Below are 15,181 nucleotides of genomic sequence, written 5' to 3'. Positions count from 1 at the left end.
GTTCGCCTCGGATACGGACGGAGCGCCTGCTGAGCATGTGTTTAGCATTAGCGTTCCCGCAGTGTCAATGTCATATATGTCGAATATGAGTATGACGCTAGAATATGATGAGAATAGCATTCTCGCCCAGGCTCGGGCGACGATCGCCGGGAGGTCACCGTGCGCGAACTCGCCGCGGAGCTGTTGCGCTGGCACGCCGCGAACACCGTCTATGCCCTCGCCACCATCGTCGGGGTGAGCGGCAGCGCGCCGCGTCCGCTGGGCGCGACGATGGCGGTGGACGAGGCGGGCAACGTCCGGGGCAGCCTCTCGGGCGGTTGTGTCGAAGGCGCGGTCTACGAACTGTGCCAGGAGGTCCTGGCCACGGGCGCCCCCGCCCGCCGCACCTTCGGCTTCAGCGCCGACGACGCCTTCGCCGTCGGCCTCACCTGCGGCGGCGAACTGGACGTCTTCGTCCACCGCGTCACCCCCGAGTCCTATCCGGCGATCGAGGCCGCCCTGGACATCGAGCACGCCGCGGCCATCGTGCGGGACCTGGACACCGGGGCGATCACGACCCTGCGGTCCCGTGTGGATATGGAGGCGGCGGATGGTGCGGGGGAGATCGTCGGGGTGGCAATGGATTCTGCGGTGGTGCGGGTGGGGTGGGCGATGCTGGAAAGCGGGGGGAGTGGGGTGCGGGTGGTCGGGTGTGCGGATCGGGAGCGGACCGTGTTTGTCGACTCCTTCGCGCCGCCGCCGCGGATGATCGTGTTCGGCGCTACGGATTTCGCTGTCGCGCTGTGCCGGGTGGGGAAGTTGCTCGGGTATCGGGTGACGGTGTGTGAGGCGCGGCCCGCCTTCGCCGACCGGGCGCGGCTGCCCGACGCCGACGAGGTGGTGCGGGACTGGCCGCATCGCTATCTCGCCCGGACGCCGGTCGATGCGCGGACCGTGCTCTGCGTCCTCACCCATGACCCGAAATTCGATATTCCCGTACTGAGCACGGCGCTGCGACTGCCGGTGGCCTATGTGGGGGCGATGGGTTCGCGCCGGGCCGATCGGGAACGCCGGGCGCAGCTACGTGCCGCCGGGGTCACCGAAAGTGAACTGGCCCTGCTGCATTCGCCGATCGGCCTGGAACTCGGCGGGCAGACCCCGGAGGAGACGGCGGTGGCCATCGGCGCGGAGATCGTGGCCGTCCGGCGCGGCGGGTCCGCGCGCCCGTTGTCCGCGACCGAACGGCCCATCCACCCGGAAGACGGCCCCCATGCGCCCCGCCGCCTCGCCGCGGGATGACGCCTCCGGGTCAGTCCAGGAACAGGTCGCGAGTGGGGTTCTCGCCGCCGCCGTAGCGGGTGAAGTCGGCGATCCCCGCGTAGCGCGACAAGGCGTCGACGTCGAGGAAGCAGTCACCGGTGACCCGCTTGGCCGGCTGCGTGACGATCGCGACCGCGGCATCGGCCATGATTTCGGGGCTGCGGGCGGAGGCGAGCTGCTGCTCGCCGTCGCGCAGGTTGGCGACCGCCGAGGTGGCGATGTAGGTCTCCGGCCACAGGCAGTTGAAAGCTATTCCGGCATCGGCGAATTCGGCCGCCCAGCCCTGCGAGAGCAACGTCATCCCGTACTTGGACAGGGTGTAGGCCGGATGCGCGCCGAGCCAGCGCGGTTTCAGGTTCACCGGCGGCGCGATGGTCAGCACGTGCGGGTTCGCCGAATCGCGCAGGTGCGGCAGGCACGCCTGGGTGAGCAGGAAGGTGCCGCGCAGGTTGATGTCCTGCATCAGGTCGAACTTCTTGGGCGACAGCCGCTCGGTGGGCTCGGTGGCGATGGCGCTGGCGTTGTTCACGCACACGTCGACCCCGCCGAAGCGCTCCACCGCGGTGTCCACCAGTCGCCGCACATCGGCCTCGTTGCGGACGTCGCCGACCACCGCGGCCGCCCGGCCGCCCGCGGCCTCCACCTCCGCGGCGGCGGTGTGCACGGTGCCGGGCAGCCGCGGATGCGGCTCGGCGGTCTTGGCGAGCAGGACGATATTCGCGCCCCGCCGGGCCGCGGCGAGCGCGATCGCCAGGCCGATACCGCGGCTGGCGCCGGATATCACCATCGTGCGATCGGTGAGCGGCTGTTGCTGGTCGGACATGGCACTCCTCGGGGCCGGAACCTGCCTTGAGCAGGCGTTCGCGCCAAACGGTATTGGCATTCTCCATTTACGGAAGTAGCATATTCGATGATGGACAACCAAGTGCACACCTCGTCCGGCATCCCGCTGGATCCGGTCTACGGGCCGGACGATCGGCGCGGCGACCCGCCCGCCCCGGGTGCCTATCCCTTCACGCGCGGCAACTTCGCGACCGGATACCGGGGACGGCTGTGGACGTTCCGCCAGTACTCCGGTTTCGGAACGGCGGAGGAGTCCAACCAGCGCTACCGGTACCTGCTCGAGCAGGGCGGCACCGGCCTGTCGGTGGCGCTGGACCTGCCCACCCAATGTGGCTACGACTCCGATGATCCCGAGGTGAGCGAGGAGGTCGGCCGCGTCGGCGTCGCCGTCGACACGCTCGCCGACGCCGAGGTGCTGTTCGACAGCATCCCGCTGGACAAGATCAGCACCAGCTTCACCATCAACGGCACTGCCGCGATTCTGCTGGCGTTCTACGTGGCCGCCGCGGAGAAGAAGGGCGTGCCGCGGGCGAAGCTCACCGGAACGATCCAGAACGACATCCTCAAGGAGTACGCCTCCCGCGGCACCTGGATCTGGCCGCCGGAGCCGTCGCTGCGGCTGATCGCCGACACCATCGAGTTCTGCGCGGCCGAGGTGCCGCGGTTCAACGCGATCTCGGTGGCGGGCGCGCACTTCCGCGACGCGGGCGCGAATGCCGTGCAGGAGATGGCATTCACCCTCGCCGACGGAGTCACCTACTGCGACACCGTGATCGCGCGCGGCCGGATGACGATCGACCAGTTCGCCCCGCAGATCTCGTTCTTCTTCTACACCCACGGCGACTTCTTCGAGGAGGTCGCGAAATACCGTGCGGGACGGCGTCGTTGGGCCACCATCGTGCGCGAGCGCTACGGCGCCGACACCGACAAGGCGTCGATGTTCCGGTTCGGCTGCGTCGCCGGTGGCGCGTCGCTGTATGCCCCGCAGGCGCAGAACAATCTGGTGCGGGTGGCCTACGAGGCGCTGGCCGCGGTGCTCGGCGGCGTGCAGTCGATGTTCACCGCCGCGTGGGACGAGCCGTTCGCGCTGCCCAGCGAGGAGTCGGCGACGCTGGCGCTGCGCACCCAGCAGATCCTCGCCTACGAGACCGGGGTGACCCGGGTGGCCGATCCGCTCGGCGGCTCCTACTTCGTGGAGAGCCTCACCGACGCCACCGAGGCCAAGATCATCGAGATCATGCACGACCTGGAGCAGCACGGCGGCATGGTGCGCTGCATCGAGGACGGATACCTGCAGGGCCTGATCGCGGACGAGGCGTATCGGCTGCATCAGGCGGTCGAATCCGGCGAGCACCCGGTGGTCGGGGTGAACCGATTCGTCTCCGATGAGCCGGCGCCCGATATCGGCACCTACGAATTGGACGCGGACGGCCGGGAGCGGCAGCTGAAACGCCTGGCCCGGGTGAAGGCGGAACGCGATTCCGCGGCGGTGCGCACGGCGCTCGCCGACCTGTCGCGGGCCGCGGAGGGAGACGACAATCTGATGCATCATCTGGTCGACTGCGCCAACGCCTACTGCACGGTCGGTGAGATCACCGCGGCGCTGAAATCGGTGTGGGGCGAATTCCAGCAGCCGGTGGTGTTCTGATGACGGCGCCCGCCCGCGTGCTCGTCGCCAAGCCCGGACTCGACGGGCACGACCGCGGCGCCAAGATCGTCGCCCGCACCCTGCGCGACGCCGGATTCGAGGTGGTGTACACCGGGATTCGGCAGCGCGTGGAGGACATCGTGTCGATCGCGTTGCAGGAGGACGTGGCCGTGGTGGGCCTGAGCATCCTCTCCGGCGCGCACCTCGCGCTGACCAAACGCGTGGTGGACGCGCTGCGCGCCGCCGGCGCCGGTGATATCGCGGTCGTCGTGGGCGGCACCATCCCGCAGGCCGATGTGCCGAAGCTGCTGGAATGCGGTGCGGCCGCGGTGTTTCCGACGAGCACCCCGCTGGAGACGCTCGTCAGCGAGATCCGTGCGCTGACCGGAAGCCCCGCGCAGTGAGCGGGCGCGATCCGGTGCGTGGCCGGAACTCTCACCCACGCAAGCAGTTTCGCGGCCGGGCGCCGCGCGCTGACCGCCACCGCGCCGCCGTGACCGGGCGCGACACGTATTCACGCAGTCTGGAGGACACGTGCGCATCGGAGTGATGATCGGGCCGGAGAAGGGGGACTCTGCGCGCAAGCTGGAGCGGATGCTCCGCGATATCGAGTGGGCCGAGTCCGCGGGACTGTCGACGGCGTGGATTCCGCAGATCCCCACCGACTTCGACGCCTTGATCACCATCGCCGCGATGGGGCTGCGCACCTCGCGCATCGAGCTGGGCACCGCGGTCGTGCCGTTGCAGGCGCAGCATCCGGTCGCGCTGGCGCGCCAGGCGCTCTCGGCGCAGGCGGCGGCCGGGGGACGGCTGGCGCTGGGCGTCGGGCCCTCGCACCACTGGATCATCCGCGACATGCTGGGCCTGCCCTACGAGAAACCGGCCACCTACACCCGCGACTATCTCGAGGTGCTGCGCGCGGGGCTGACCGGCCCCGGTTCGGTGGACGTGGAGAACGAGACGTTCACGGTGCACAATCCGCTCGATCTCGGGCCGGTGGCTCCGGTGCCGGTGCTCGTGGCCGCGCTCGGGCCGGTGATGCTGCGCATCGCGGGGGAGCAGGCCGACGGCACGGTGCTGTGGATGGCCGACGAGCGCGCGATCTCCGAGCACGTCGTCCCGAAGATCACCAAGGCGGCCGCCGACGCGGGCCGCTCCGCGCCGCGCGTGGTCGCCGGGTTGCCGGTGTGCCTGTGCGAGCCGGGGCGGGTGGACGAGGCGCGGGCACGCGCGAACCGGATTCTCGGCGAGGCCGAGGTGTCACCGAACTATCAACGACTGCTCGAGCAGGGCGACGCCCGCGACATCGGCGACCTGTGCCTGGCCGGTGACGAGGCCGAGATCGCGGCCGGGCTGCGGCGCTACGCCGACGCGGGCGCCACCGACATCTCGGTGCGGCTGCTGCCGATCGGCGACAACCGTGACGAACTCGTCGCGTCCAAGCAGCGCACGCGGGAGATGATCGCGGGCCTGGCCCGCGAAATGCGTTGAGCCGCAGGTTCAACCATGGCCGGGCGGCGCGCGGACGCCTCGCCGCATCCGGATGGCGGTGAAGGAGGAGCTGTGGGGTCGGACATGCCCGGAACGGATCGGGAGCGGCGCGGCGGGACCGGTTCCGGCCCACTGGCCGGAGTGCGGATACTCGAGGTCGGCACCATGCTGGCCGGGCCGTACGCCACCATGATGCTCGCCGATCTGGGTGCGGAGGTCACCAAACTGGAGCCGGCGGGTGGCGACATCTCCCGCAAGGTGAGCGACAGCTATTTCGCGAGCCTGAACCGGGGCAAGCGCAGCATCCGCCTGGAACTCGACAGCGAGCCGGGACGGAAACAGTTGGGTGAGCTGGTGGCGGAATCGCATGCGCTGCTGGTGAATTTGAAGCCGTCGGCGATTCGGCGGCTGGGGCTCACCTACGACGCGCTCCGGCGGTACAACGAGCGGATCGTCTGTGTCGCCATCACCGGCTACGGGCTGCACGGCGGCGACGATCCGGCATTCGACTACGTGATCCAGGCGGCGGCCGGGATCGCCGCGCTCACCGGCGATCCAGCGGGGCCGCCGACGCTGCCGGGGTACTCGTCGGCGGACAACTCGACCGGATTGACCGCGGCGCTGGGCCTGCTCGCCCAGATCGTCTCGGGTCGCGGCGGGCAGATCGACGTCTCGCTGTACGAGGTGATGCTCTCGCAGCTGAACTATCACGCCGCCGCCTACCTCAACGACGGCAAGCGCCCGCAACGCCGCCCCTTCGGCGCGCACTCGTATTACGTTCCCGCCCAGATCTTTCCGACCGCCGAGGGGCATCTGGCGCTGTTCGTCACGCACGACGGATTCTGGAAGAGTTTCGCCGCCGAGGCGGGCGTGGCGGGTTTCGAGCTGATGGCCGACCGGGTATCGCGCCGCGACGAGGTACTGGCCGCGGTCACCACCGCCTTGGCCGCCGACACCGCGACGGGCTGGGAAGCCCGCCTGCGCCCCCTCGGCATCCCCGCCGCCGCCGTCCGGGAACTACCCGACGCCCTCCACGCCAGCCCCGAGGCCGTCATCACCGCGGGCGAATACCGCTTGGTAGGCAACCCGATTCGTGTCGCGGGCTATGAGCCGGAGTACGGCCCGCCCCCACAGTTGGGCGAGCACGGGGGCTGAGTTCCCAGCCCGCCTCATCATCCCGGCGTCCCCAGCCCGTCCGTCATCCCGGCATGCTCTTGGCCGGGATCCATCGCGCAGACGTGGATCCCGGCCAAAAGCACGCCGGGATGACGGATGGCATGCCGAGTACGGGTGGAAGGCATGCCGTTTGTCGTTCGACCGCTCACTCGTCGTAGTTGACCGTGATGGATTCCGTGTCGGGGATGGCTTGGCAGGTGAGGACGTAGCCTTCGGCCAGTTCGTCGTCGGTGAGGGCGTTGTTCTGGCGGAGGGTGGCGCTGCCTTCGGTGACCTTGGCGATGCAGGTGGCGCAGTTGCCCTGTTCGCAGGAGAACGGGGGCGCCAGGCCGGCGCGGCGGGCGCTCTCCAGGAGGGTTTCGCCGTCCTTGCGTGGCACGTCCTTCTTCTTGCGGTTCAGTTTGATCGTCACCGTGCCCGCTCCGGCGGCCGAGACCTGGCCGGGCGCAGGGGCATTCGTGGCGGGTGAGGTGGCGGCCGCCTGCTGCGGTGCGTCGCCTTCCGGGACGGGCGCCGGTGCGCCGAACCGCTCGCTGTACACCAGGCCGGGGCCCGGCAGCGCCAGCTCGACCATCTCCATGAACGGTTCGGGGCCGCAGATGTAGGCGTCGGCGTGCGCGTCGGCGGCGACGAAGGCGTGGACCGCCGCGGCGTCGAGGAAGCCGCGGTCGGCGTCGAGATGGCGGACCACCTCCAGCCGGTCCGGATACTGCCGCACCAATTCGGCCAGCGCCGTCTCGAAGATCATCGAATCGGCATCGCGGTCGGCGCACAGCAACCGGACGCGCCGCCCGGTGGTCGCCAGGGCGCACTTGGTCAGCGACATGATCGGGGTGATCCCGCTGCCGCCGCTGAAGCCGAGCAGCGGCACGTCCGTCTCGCGCAAGCAGAACCGGCCCGCCGCGCCGGACATCTGGATCTCGTCGCCCTCGGTGAGGTTGTCCAGCATCCAGTTCGAGACCTTGCCGCCCGGAACGCGTTTGACCGTCGTCATCAGCTCGTCGTCGGTCTCCGGCGCGCTGGACATGGAATAGGAGCGGAAGAGCGCGGTGCCGTCCACGGGCACCCGGAAGGTGCAGAACTGTCCGGCCCGGTAGGTGATCGGCCCGCCGTGCGGCGCGAGCACGAATGTGCGCGCGTCCACGCTCTCCTTGACGATCCGGGTCACGGTCGCCGACTGGAACATCGAGGGTCTCGCCATGAACCGCATCCTCCTGGTAGGTAGATTCTAGTACTATGAGAATTATATTCTCACCCATGAGACGAGATCTCTCAAATATGTTCCCGAGCCGACTCCCCGAGGAGCGCCATGGATGTCCGTCTGACCAGCGAACAGCGCCAATTGCGCGACGCCGCCGCCAAATTGGCCGACGACCTGGGCCCCGGCTCGGTCGCCGACCTCGATGACGAGACCCGGCGGGCGCGGCTGGAGCGGGCCGTGGCGACGGCGGGCTGGCGCGATCTGCGCAGTGACGGCGCGTCCGGGGTCGAGATGGCGATCGTGGCCGAGGAGTTCGGCCGCGGCCTGGTCGACGTCGCGTTTCTCGGCCCGGCCCTGGCCGACGGGCTGCCGGGGCGGCCCGGCGACGGGCGCGGCTGGACCCTCGCGGTCGGCGATCGCGCGATCGACTCCCGCGGCAGCGATCGGGCGCTGATCGTGGACGGCTCCCGGATCCGCACCGCCACCGTCGGTGACGTGCTCCCCGGGGCCGACCTGACCCGTCAGACGGCCGCGCTCACCGGCGAATCGGAGACCGTCGCCGAACTTCCGGCCGACGACGCCACCCGCTGGCAGGCCCTGGCCCTCACCCTGACCACCGCCGATCTGCTCGGCGCCGCCCGCGGCGCGCAGGACCTCGCCGTCGACTACGCCAAGATGCGCGAGCAGTACGGCGCCACCATCGGCTCGTATCAGGCGGTGGCACATCTGCTCGCGGAGAACCAGGCCCTGATCGAGGGCGCGATCAGCGTGCTGCGGCACGCGGCGTGGGCGGTCGACGAACTCGCGCCCGCCGAGGCGTTGCGGGCCGCGCGCGTCGCGAAGGTCTACACCGCGCGGATGGCCCGCACGGTCTGCGAGGCGTCGATCCAGGTGCACGGCGGCATCGGCAATACCTGGGAGTGCCTCGCGCACGTGTATCTGCGGCGGGCACTGGTCTCGACCGAACTGTTCCCCGCCCGTCTGAAGGAGATCGATCTTGGACTTTCGTGATTCCCCGCAGGAGGCCGAGTTCCGGGCGCGGCTGCGCGCCTGGCTGGCCGAGACCGCGGGCCGGTTCCCCACCTCCGGTGACGAATACTGGGCCCGGCAGGGCGAATGGCATCAGGCGCTGTACGCGGCCGGGTTCTTCGGATCATCGTGGCCCAAGGAGTTCGGCGGGCACGAACTGCCGCCCGTGTACGACGTGATCGTGGACGAGGAACTGGCCATCGCCGGTGCGCCGCCCCGGCCCAGCCTCGGCTACCTGGTGCAGGGCCTGGGCCGGCACGGCAGCAAGGAACTCCAGCAACGGTTCCTGCCCGGCATGATCAACGGCACCGAGCGCTGGTGCCAGGGCTTCAGCGAACCGGGCGCGGGCTCGGACCTGGCGTCGCTGACGACCACCGCCACTCGCGACGGTGACGAGTACGTGGTGCACGGCCACAAGATCTGGACCAGCTACTCCGACGTCGCGGACTGGTGCCTGCTGCTGGCCCGCACCGATTCGGAAGTGCCACGGCACAAGGGAATTTCGGCGTTCATCATCGCCATGAAGCAGCCCGGCGTGGAACAGCGGCCGCTGCAGATGATCAGCGGCGTCACCCGCGAGTTCGGCCAGGTGTACTTCGACGGCGCGCGGGTGCCCGCCGATCAGATGGTCGGCGCGCCCGGCGACGGCTGGAAACTCGCCATGACCGTCGTCGGGCACGAGCGCGAGCCCTCCACCCTGGGATACGCGGCCCGGTACGGAAAGCTGGTGCGGCAGTTGGCCGCCCGGCTCGACGGCCCCGCGCCGGACGAACTGGCGTGGGCGGCCGTGCAGACCGAGATGCTGCGGCTGCATGTGCGCCGGCGGCTGTCCGAGCAATTGGACGGCGTGGTGCACGGCCCCGACGGCTCGCTCGACAAACTCCTCATGACCTGGGTGGACCAGTCGGTGGGTCATGCGGCCCTGGCCGTCACCGGCACGACCGACCCGGAACTGCTCGGCAGTTACTTCTACAGCCGCGCCCAGAGCGTCATGGGCGGCACCTCGCAGATCCAGAAGAACATCATCGCCTCCCGCATCCTCGGACTAGGAGTCTGACCATGTACGACCTACCGGACGTCATCGACGTCCAGTCCGACGGCCCGCTCCGGATCATCACGCTGAACCGGCCGGACGCGCTCAATGCCGTGAACGACGACCTGCACACCGGTCTGGCCCGGCTCTGGCCGCGGCTGGGCGACGACCGGGACGCCCGGGTCGCGGTGCTCACGGGTGCGGGCAAGGCGTTCTCCGCCGGTGGCGATTTCGCGTATCTGGCCGAGCTGAGCCGAGATTCGCAGTTGCGGGCGAAGACGATCGCCCACGGCCGCGACATCGTGCTCGGCATGGCGCGGTGCCGGGTGCCGGTGATCACGGCCGTGAACGGCCCGGCCGTCGGACTGGGTTGCAGCCTGGTCGCGTTGAGCGACATCGCCTACATCGCCGAGACGGCGTATCTGAAGGACCCGCACGTTCAGGTGGGCCTGGTCGCCGCCGACGGCGGGCCGCTGACCTGGCCGCTGCACACCAGCCTGCTGCTCGCCAAGGAGTACGCGCTCACCGGCGCGAAGATCGGCGCCGCGCGGGCCCGGGAGATGGGGCTGGTGAACCATGTGGTCGCCGATCCCATGTCCGAGGCGCTGGCCTGCGCGAAGCGCATTCTCGAACTGCCCCAGCAGGCCGTGGAGAGCACCAAGCGCCTGTTGAATCTGCATCTGGAGCGAGCGGTCCTGGCGACCTTGGACTTCGCCACCACCGCCGAGGACCTGTCGTTCCAGACCGACGACTTCCGGGCGGTGATCAGCAAGCTCACCGCGGCCAAGGAGTAACGGCGCGCGGTCGAAGGTCCCGGAACCCCCAGGCTCCGGGACCTTCGCGCGAAACTACTTGGGCGGGAATCGGAGTGCGCCGTCGAGACGGATGACCTCGCCGTTGAGGTAGTCGTTCTCGATGATCGAGGTGGCCAGCTGGGCGTACTCGACCGATCGGCCCATGCGCTTGGGGAAGGGCACCTGCGGGGACCAGTAGGCCTCGAGCTTGTCGGCGGCCTGTCCGTAGGCGGGCGTGTTCACGGTGCCGGGCGCGATCGTCACCACCCGGATGCCCAGCGGCGACAGGTCGCGCGCCGCGACCAGGGTCATGCCGACCACGCCGCCCTTGGCCGCCGAGTAGGGGATCTGGCCGGTCTGGCCCTCGAACGCGGCGATCGAGGCGGTGTTGACGATCACGCCGCGGGCGCCCTCGTCCAGCGGCTCGGTCTTGGCGATCGCGGCGGCCGACAGCCGCAGCACGTTGAACACCGCGGTCAGATAGAACTCGATCGTGGTGCGGAAGCCCTCGAGCGGCAGCGGCGAGCCGTCCTTGCCGACCAGCCTGCCGCCGGTGGCCGGACCGCCGTGGGTGTCGACCGAGATGCGCAGCGGGCCCAGCGATTCCGCCTCCGCGATGGCGGCGAGCACCGAATCCTCGTCGGTGGCGTCGGTGTGCACGTACCGGATCCCCAGCTCGGTTTCCAGCTGTTTGCCCTTGTCGTCGGCGACGTCGGCGACCACCACCTTCGCACCGGCGGCGTGCAGGCGTCGCACCGTCGCCTCGCCCAGGCCGCCGGTGCCGCCGACTACAAGGGCGGAGCTTCCACTGATCTGCATGTGATAATCCTATCTTGCAACTACGGCTCTCCTATTGAGAAAATAGCATTCTCGTCGTGTGTCGCACGAGCACCCGAGCGGTCGCGCCGAGTACCCGTCGCCGAATTGGAGGCCACCGAAATGCCTGAAGCCGTTATCGTGTCCGCGCTGCGGACCCCCATCGGTACCGCCCGGAAGGGAACCCTGCGCGACACCAACGCCTTCGATCTGGCGCACCACGTGGTGAGCGCGGCCGCCGAGGGGCTGGACGCCGCGCGCGTCGATGACGTCGTCTTGGGGGAGGGGCGGTACGGCGGCGGCGTGGTCGCCCGGCACGCGGCCGTCACCGCGGGGCTGACCGGCGCGCCGGGCCTGGCGCTGAACCGGCACTGCGCGGCGGGCATGTCCGCGGTGCAGACCGCCGCGGCCGGAATCCGCGCCGGCATGGACGAACTCGTCATCGCGGGCGGGGTGAACTCCGATTCCACCGCGCCGCGCGCTCGGTTCCAGGTCGGGCCGGACGAGTGGATCGATCCCTGGGTGTCGCCGAGCCATCCGGACCGCCCGGACGCCCCCGCCATGGACATGTCCATCACCGTGGGCTGGAACGCGGCCGTGCGGGCGGGTCTCACGCGCGCCGAACTCGACGCGTGGGCGCTGCGCTCGCACCTCAATGCGATCGCGGCCATCGACGAGGGCCGTTTCAAGGAAGAGATCGTGCCGATCGAGACGCCGCACGGCCTGTTCGACACCGACGAGCATCCGCGCCGCGACACCTCGCTGGAGAGACTGGCCGGGCTGAAGGTACTGCACCCGGAGATCGAGGGCTTCTCCATCACCGCGGGCAATGCCTGCGGCGCGAACGACGGGGCCGCCGCGCTGGCCGTCGCCAGCGACCGGCTCGGGCTGCCCGCGCTGGCCTATATCCGGTCGTGGGTGTCGGTGGGCGTCGATCCGGCCGAGACCGGCCTCGCCCCGATCGAGGCGATCACCCGGGCCGTCTCCCGCGCCGGGATCTCGCTGTCGTCGGTGCGGGTGATCGAGATCAACGAGGCCTTCGCGTCGGTGCCGATCGCCGCCATCCGCGCCCTGGACCTCGATCCGGACATCGTCAACGTGAGCGGCAGCGGCTGCTCGCTGGGCCACCCGGTGGCCGCCACCGGAGCGCGGATGATCGTCACCCTGGTACACGAATTGCGCCGCCGCGGTGGTGGTTTCGGTATCGCCGCGATGTGCGCGGGCGGCGGCATGGGCTCGGCGACGGTCATCGAGGTACCCGCTGCGTGAGTGCCGAGAACGAGCGTGGCGCAGCGGCTTCCGGAGTCGCCGGGGTAGTCGGCGCGTCCGTGGCCGATCTGCTCGCGCAGGCGCGATCCGGGTCGGCGCGGGCGGTGGGGCGGCTGCTCACTCTGGTGGAGGGGGAGCGGCGCGGCGAGGTGCGGGCGGCGTTGGAGCCGGTGCCGGTGCGGGTGGTCGGGGTGACCGGGCCGCCGGGCGCGGGGAAGTCGACCACCATCGCCGCGCTGGCGAGCGTCTATCGGGAGCGGGGGCTGCGGGTCGCGGTACTCGCGGTCGACCCGTCCTCGCCCTACAGCGGCGGCGCGCTGCTGGGTGACCGGATCCGCATGGCCCGGCACATCGATGACCCCGACGTGTTGATCCGATCGCTGGCGACCCGCGGCCATCTCGGCGGGCTGTCCGCCGCCGTGCCCGCCGCGATCCAGCTGCTCGGGGCGCTCGGCTACGACATCGTGCTGCTGGAGACGGTGGGCGTCGGGCAGTCCGAGATCGAGATCGCCGCGATCGCCGACCCCACCCTGGTGATTCTGAATCCCGGTGCGGGAGACGCGGTTCAGGCCGCGAAGGCCGGCCTGCTGGAAGTGGCCGACATCCTGGTCGTGAACAAGGCCGACCGGGAAGGCGCCCAGCAGACCGTCCGCGACCTGCGTGCCGAATCCGATGCCCCGATCCTCACCCTGATCGCCTCGCGCGGCGAACGCATCGCCGAATTGGCCGATGCGATCGAGGCCCACCACCGCACCGACACTCCCCAGCGCCGCACCGCCCGAGCCCGAGCCCAAATCCTCTCCCTCGCCCAAACCCGCCTCCGCACCCACGCCGACCTCGACCGCCTGGCCGCCGCCGTAGCCTCCGGCGAATGCGACGCCTACCACGCCGCCCAAACCCTGCTCCCCCTCGAGCACGAATAAGCGCTGTGCTCGAAGGGGAGCAGGGTATGCGGGCGCGGGAACGCCTACTGCTCGGGGAGGCGGACCATGGCTTCCTGGGCGTAGGAGGCGACGAGGGTGCCGTTTTCGGTGAGGATGTCGCCGCGGCCGTAGGCGCGGGCGTGGGCGAGGAGGGGGCTGTGCTGGCGGAGTAGGAGCCAGTCGTCGGTGCGGAAGGTGCGGTGGAACCAGAGGGTGTGGGAGGTGACGGCGGAGAGGAAGGCTGTGCCGTTGCCGCTTTGGGTGAAGCCCTCTTGCGGTAGCAGGGCCGTGCCGATCAGGGTGAGGTCGGTGGCGTAGGCGGCGATCGCGGGCGCCAGCGCGGGGTCGGCCTCCGGCGTGCGCATCCAGAACTCGAAATCCGGTGGGGCGGAGCCGAAGTCCTCGAGATCTACGACGGCCCGGGTCTCCCACGGGAGCAGATCCCACTGCACCTTGTGCTCGCCCGACAGCAGAGCGGGCGCGGCGGGTACGGTCTGCCGGTCCGGACCCTGCTCGGGAGTGTGCAGCGAGACCGACGCGGTCGCCACCACGCCCTTGGACTGTTCGGCGACGACCGAGACGGTGGCGAAGGAACGCCCGGCGTGATGGCGGTGCACTCGGTACCGGATCGGTTCGTCGGCGCTGCCCTCGCGCACGAAGATCGCGTGCAGCGACTTGATCTCTTTGTCCGGAACGCCTGCCGCGGCCGCTCGCGCGAACTGGGCGAGTAGCTGGCCGCCGAACACGCGGTGGTAGGCCAGGTTCAGGTTGCGGCCCTCGAATACGGCGTCGGCGTCCTCGGTGGACGATGCCGCGCTCAGATCGAGGCTGCTGACGAGATCACTCCACAAATCGGGCATGGCACCGAGTGTAAGACAATTCTCGCTAGACGAGAATATTATTCTCCGTGACGAGCGAAGCCGTGCGCGCAGAAATCCCACGCCTCGGCCGCCGTGATCGGGTGCTGGGTCTCCTCGGCGGAGCTGCCGGCGGACTGCGCGATGAACATCACGGTCTGCATCAGCATGGCCGATGTCCGACGGGAGTTGATATCCGCGCGCAGCTGACCGGCGGCCTTGGCCTTGTCCATCAGCTCGGTGAACAGCGACAGCATCGGCACGTGCGCGACCTTGACGTGTCCGGGGTGCGAGAGCAGCAGCTGCGGCGCGAAATCGGTGAACAGCGGGCGCCGGGCCGCGGGGTCGGGGCGGCACAATTCGAAGAGCAGCTCCACGGCCACCCGCAGCTTCTCTAGGGGTTCGGTCTGCCCGTCGGCGGTGGCGCGCAACTGGTCGGCGGTGCGGCCGAGGGCGTCCTCGAACAGCGCGAGCAGCAGTTCGTGTTTGCCGTCGAACTGCATGTAGAAGCTGCGCAGGGACTGCCGCGAGCGGTCCACCACCTCCTGCACGGTGAAGTCGGTGGTGCCCTTCTCTGTGATGATGGCCTGGGCGGCGTCGAGGAACCGCTGTACGCGCTGCTCGGCGCGCAGCTTGGCGGTGCGCAGCGAGCGCTCGACGGCGCGCTGCTTCCAGGCGGGCTTCTCGCTCGGCGTGGTCACCGGCGCCCCGGTTCTCGGTCATTTGAAGAGAACATGAATGTACTGTACCGGAGAACGACATGTTCAAGGTCGGTTCGGAACTAAAGCAATCTCCTTCTGGG

The 15,181-nt window shown here is 69.9% G+C and carries 15 protein-coding genes; 10 read left to right on the top strand and 5 right to left on the bottom strand.

Going from position 1 to position 15,181, the window contains the following annotated elements:
* The first annotated feature begins 159 nt into the window (after window positions 1–159).
* A complete protein-coding gene (locus ACFMRZ_RS08495; RefSeq protein ID WP_400178610.1) occupies window positions 160–1,278 on the top strand; it encodes an XdhC family protein in 1,119 nt (372 codons plus the stop codon).
* Between the two features lie 10 nt (window positions 1,279–1,288).
* Here the strand turns inward: ACFMRZ_RS08495 and ACFMRZ_RS08490 are convergent, their stop codons facing one another.
* Window positions 1,289–2,122, bottom strand: a complete 834-nt coding sequence (locus tag ACFMRZ_RS08490) for an SDR family oxidoreductase (RefSeq protein ID WP_280274040.1) — start codon at window positions 2,120–2,122, stop codon at window positions 1,289–1,291.
* Between the two features lie 90 nt (window positions 2,123–2,212).
* Here ACFMRZ_RS08490 and ACFMRZ_RS08485 point away from each other — a divergent pair, with 90 nt between their 5' ends.
* The 4 genes from ACFMRZ_RS08485 (at window position 2,213) to ACFMRZ_RS08470 (ending at window position 6,436) form a co-directional block, all read left to right on the top strand.
* A complete protein-coding gene (locus ACFMRZ_RS08485) occupies window positions 2,213–3,790 on the top strand; it encodes a methylmalonyl-CoA mutase family protein (RefSeq protein ID WP_400182805.1) in 1,578 nt (525 codons plus the stop codon).
* On the top strand, window positions 3,790–4,194 hold the full coding sequence (locus ACFMRZ_RS08480; protein WP_400178609.1) for a cobalamin B12-binding domain-containing protein: 405 nt from the start codon (window positions 3,790–3,792) through the stop codon (window positions 4,192–4,194). The genes ACFMRZ_RS08485 and ACFMRZ_RS08480 overlap by 1 nt, the downstream gene beginning before the upstream one ends.
* Before the next feature lie 130 nt (window positions 4,195–4,324).
* Window positions 4,325–5,281: an LLM class F420-dependent oxidoreductase gene (locus ACFMRZ_RS08475; protein ID WP_400178607.1), complete on the top strand. Its 957-nt coding sequence runs from the start codon at window positions 4,325–4,327 to the stop codon at window positions 5,279–5,281.
* Window positions 5,282–5,365: 84 nt separating this feature from the next.
* A complete protein-coding gene (locus tag ACFMRZ_RS08470) occupies window positions 5,366–6,436 on the top strand; it encodes a CaiB/BaiF CoA transferase family protein (protein WP_400182804.1) in 1,071 nt (356 codons plus the stop codon).
* A 166-nt stretch (window positions 6,437–6,602) separates the two neighbouring features.
* Here ACFMRZ_RS08470 and ACFMRZ_RS08465 read toward each other — a convergent pair whose 3' ends face one another.
* Window positions 6,603–7,658 (bottom strand): 2Fe-2S iron-sulfur cluster-binding protein, encoded by a 1,056-nt coding sequence (locus tag ACFMRZ_RS08465; RefSeq protein ID WP_400178606.1) that lies wholly within the window; start codon window positions 7,656–7,658, stop codon window positions 6,603–6,605.
* Between the two features lie 108 nt (window positions 7,659–7,766).
* On the opposite strand from ACFMRZ_RS08465, the gene ACFMRZ_RS08460 reads away from it, so the two are divergent.
* Genes ACFMRZ_RS08460 through ACFMRZ_RS08450 form a run of 3 tightly spaced genes read left to right on the top strand, consistent with a single transcriptional unit; the run spans window position 7,767 to window position 10,514 of the window.
* A complete protein-coding gene (locus ACFMRZ_RS08460; protein ID WP_400178604.1) occupies window positions 7,767–8,669 on the top strand; it encodes an acyl-CoA dehydrogenase family protein in 903 nt (300 codons plus the stop codon).
* Window positions 8,656–9,744, top strand: coding sequence for an acyl-CoA dehydrogenase family protein (locus tag ACFMRZ_RS08455; protein WP_400178603.1), 1,089 nt, complete (start codon window positions 8,656–8,658; stop codon window positions 9,742–9,744). The genes ACFMRZ_RS08460 and ACFMRZ_RS08455 overlap by 14 nt, the downstream gene beginning before the upstream one ends.
* 2 nt (window positions 9,745–9,746) lie before the next feature.
* On the top strand, window positions 9,747–10,514 hold the full coding sequence (locus ACFMRZ_RS08450) for an enoyl-CoA hydratase/isomerase family protein (RefSeq protein WP_280271318.1): 768 nt from the start codon (window positions 9,747–9,749) through the stop codon (window positions 10,512–10,514).
* Window positions 10,515–10,568: 54 nt separating this feature from the next.
* Here ACFMRZ_RS08450 and ACFMRZ_RS08445 read toward each other — a convergent pair whose 3' ends face one another.
* The gene (locus ACFMRZ_RS08445; protein WP_280271317.1) at window positions 10,569–11,333 is read right to left on the bottom strand and encodes an SDR family NAD(P)-dependent oxidoreductase; all 765 of its coding nucleotides are present in this window, start codon (window positions 11,331–11,333) and stop codon (window positions 10,569–10,571) included.
* Window positions 11,334–11,453: 120 nt separating this feature from the next.
* Between ACFMRZ_RS08445 and ACFMRZ_RS08440 the strand changes: the two genes are divergently transcribed.
* Window positions 11,454–12,599: a thiolase family protein gene (locus ACFMRZ_RS08440; RefSeq protein ID WP_400178602.1), complete on the top strand. Its 1,146-nt coding sequence runs from the start codon at window positions 11,454–11,456 to the stop codon at window positions 12,597–12,599.
* Between the two features lie 59 nt (window positions 12,600–12,658).
* The gene (gene meaB, locus ACFMRZ_RS08435) at window positions 12,659–13,522 is read left to right on the top strand and encodes a methylmalonyl Co-A mutase-associated GTPase MeaB (protein WP_400182803.1); all 864 of its coding nucleotides are present in this window, start codon (window positions 12,659–12,661) and stop codon (window positions 13,520–13,522) included.
* 44 nt (window positions 13,523–13,566) lie between these two features.
* On the opposite strand, the gene ACFMRZ_RS08430 is transcribed toward meaB, so the two are convergent.
* Both ACFMRZ_RS08430 and ACFMRZ_RS08425 read right to left on the bottom strand, forming a co-directional pair.
* Window positions 13,567–14,382, bottom strand: a complete 816-nt coding sequence (locus ACFMRZ_RS08430; protein ID WP_400178601.1) for an acyl-CoA thioesterase — start codon at window positions 14,380–14,382, stop codon at window positions 13,567–13,569.
* A 38-nt stretch (window positions 14,383–14,420) separates the two neighbouring features.
* Window positions 14,421–15,080, bottom strand: a complete 660-nt coding sequence (locus ACFMRZ_RS08425; protein ID WP_280271314.1) for a TetR/AcrR family transcriptional regulator — start codon at window positions 15,078–15,080, stop codon at window positions 14,421–14,423.
* Between the last annotated feature and the right edge of the window lie 101 nt (window positions 15,081–15,181).

This window comes from Nocardia sp. N2S4-5, assembly GCF_044628355.1.
GTDB classification, from domain to species: domain Bacteria; phylum Actinomycetota; class Actinomycetes; order Mycobacteriales; family Mycobacteriaceae; genus Nocardia; species Nocardia wallacei_B.
The sequence above is the reverse complement of the archived record's forward strand: the minus strand, read 5'-3'. Positions and strand labels throughout refer to the sequence as shown.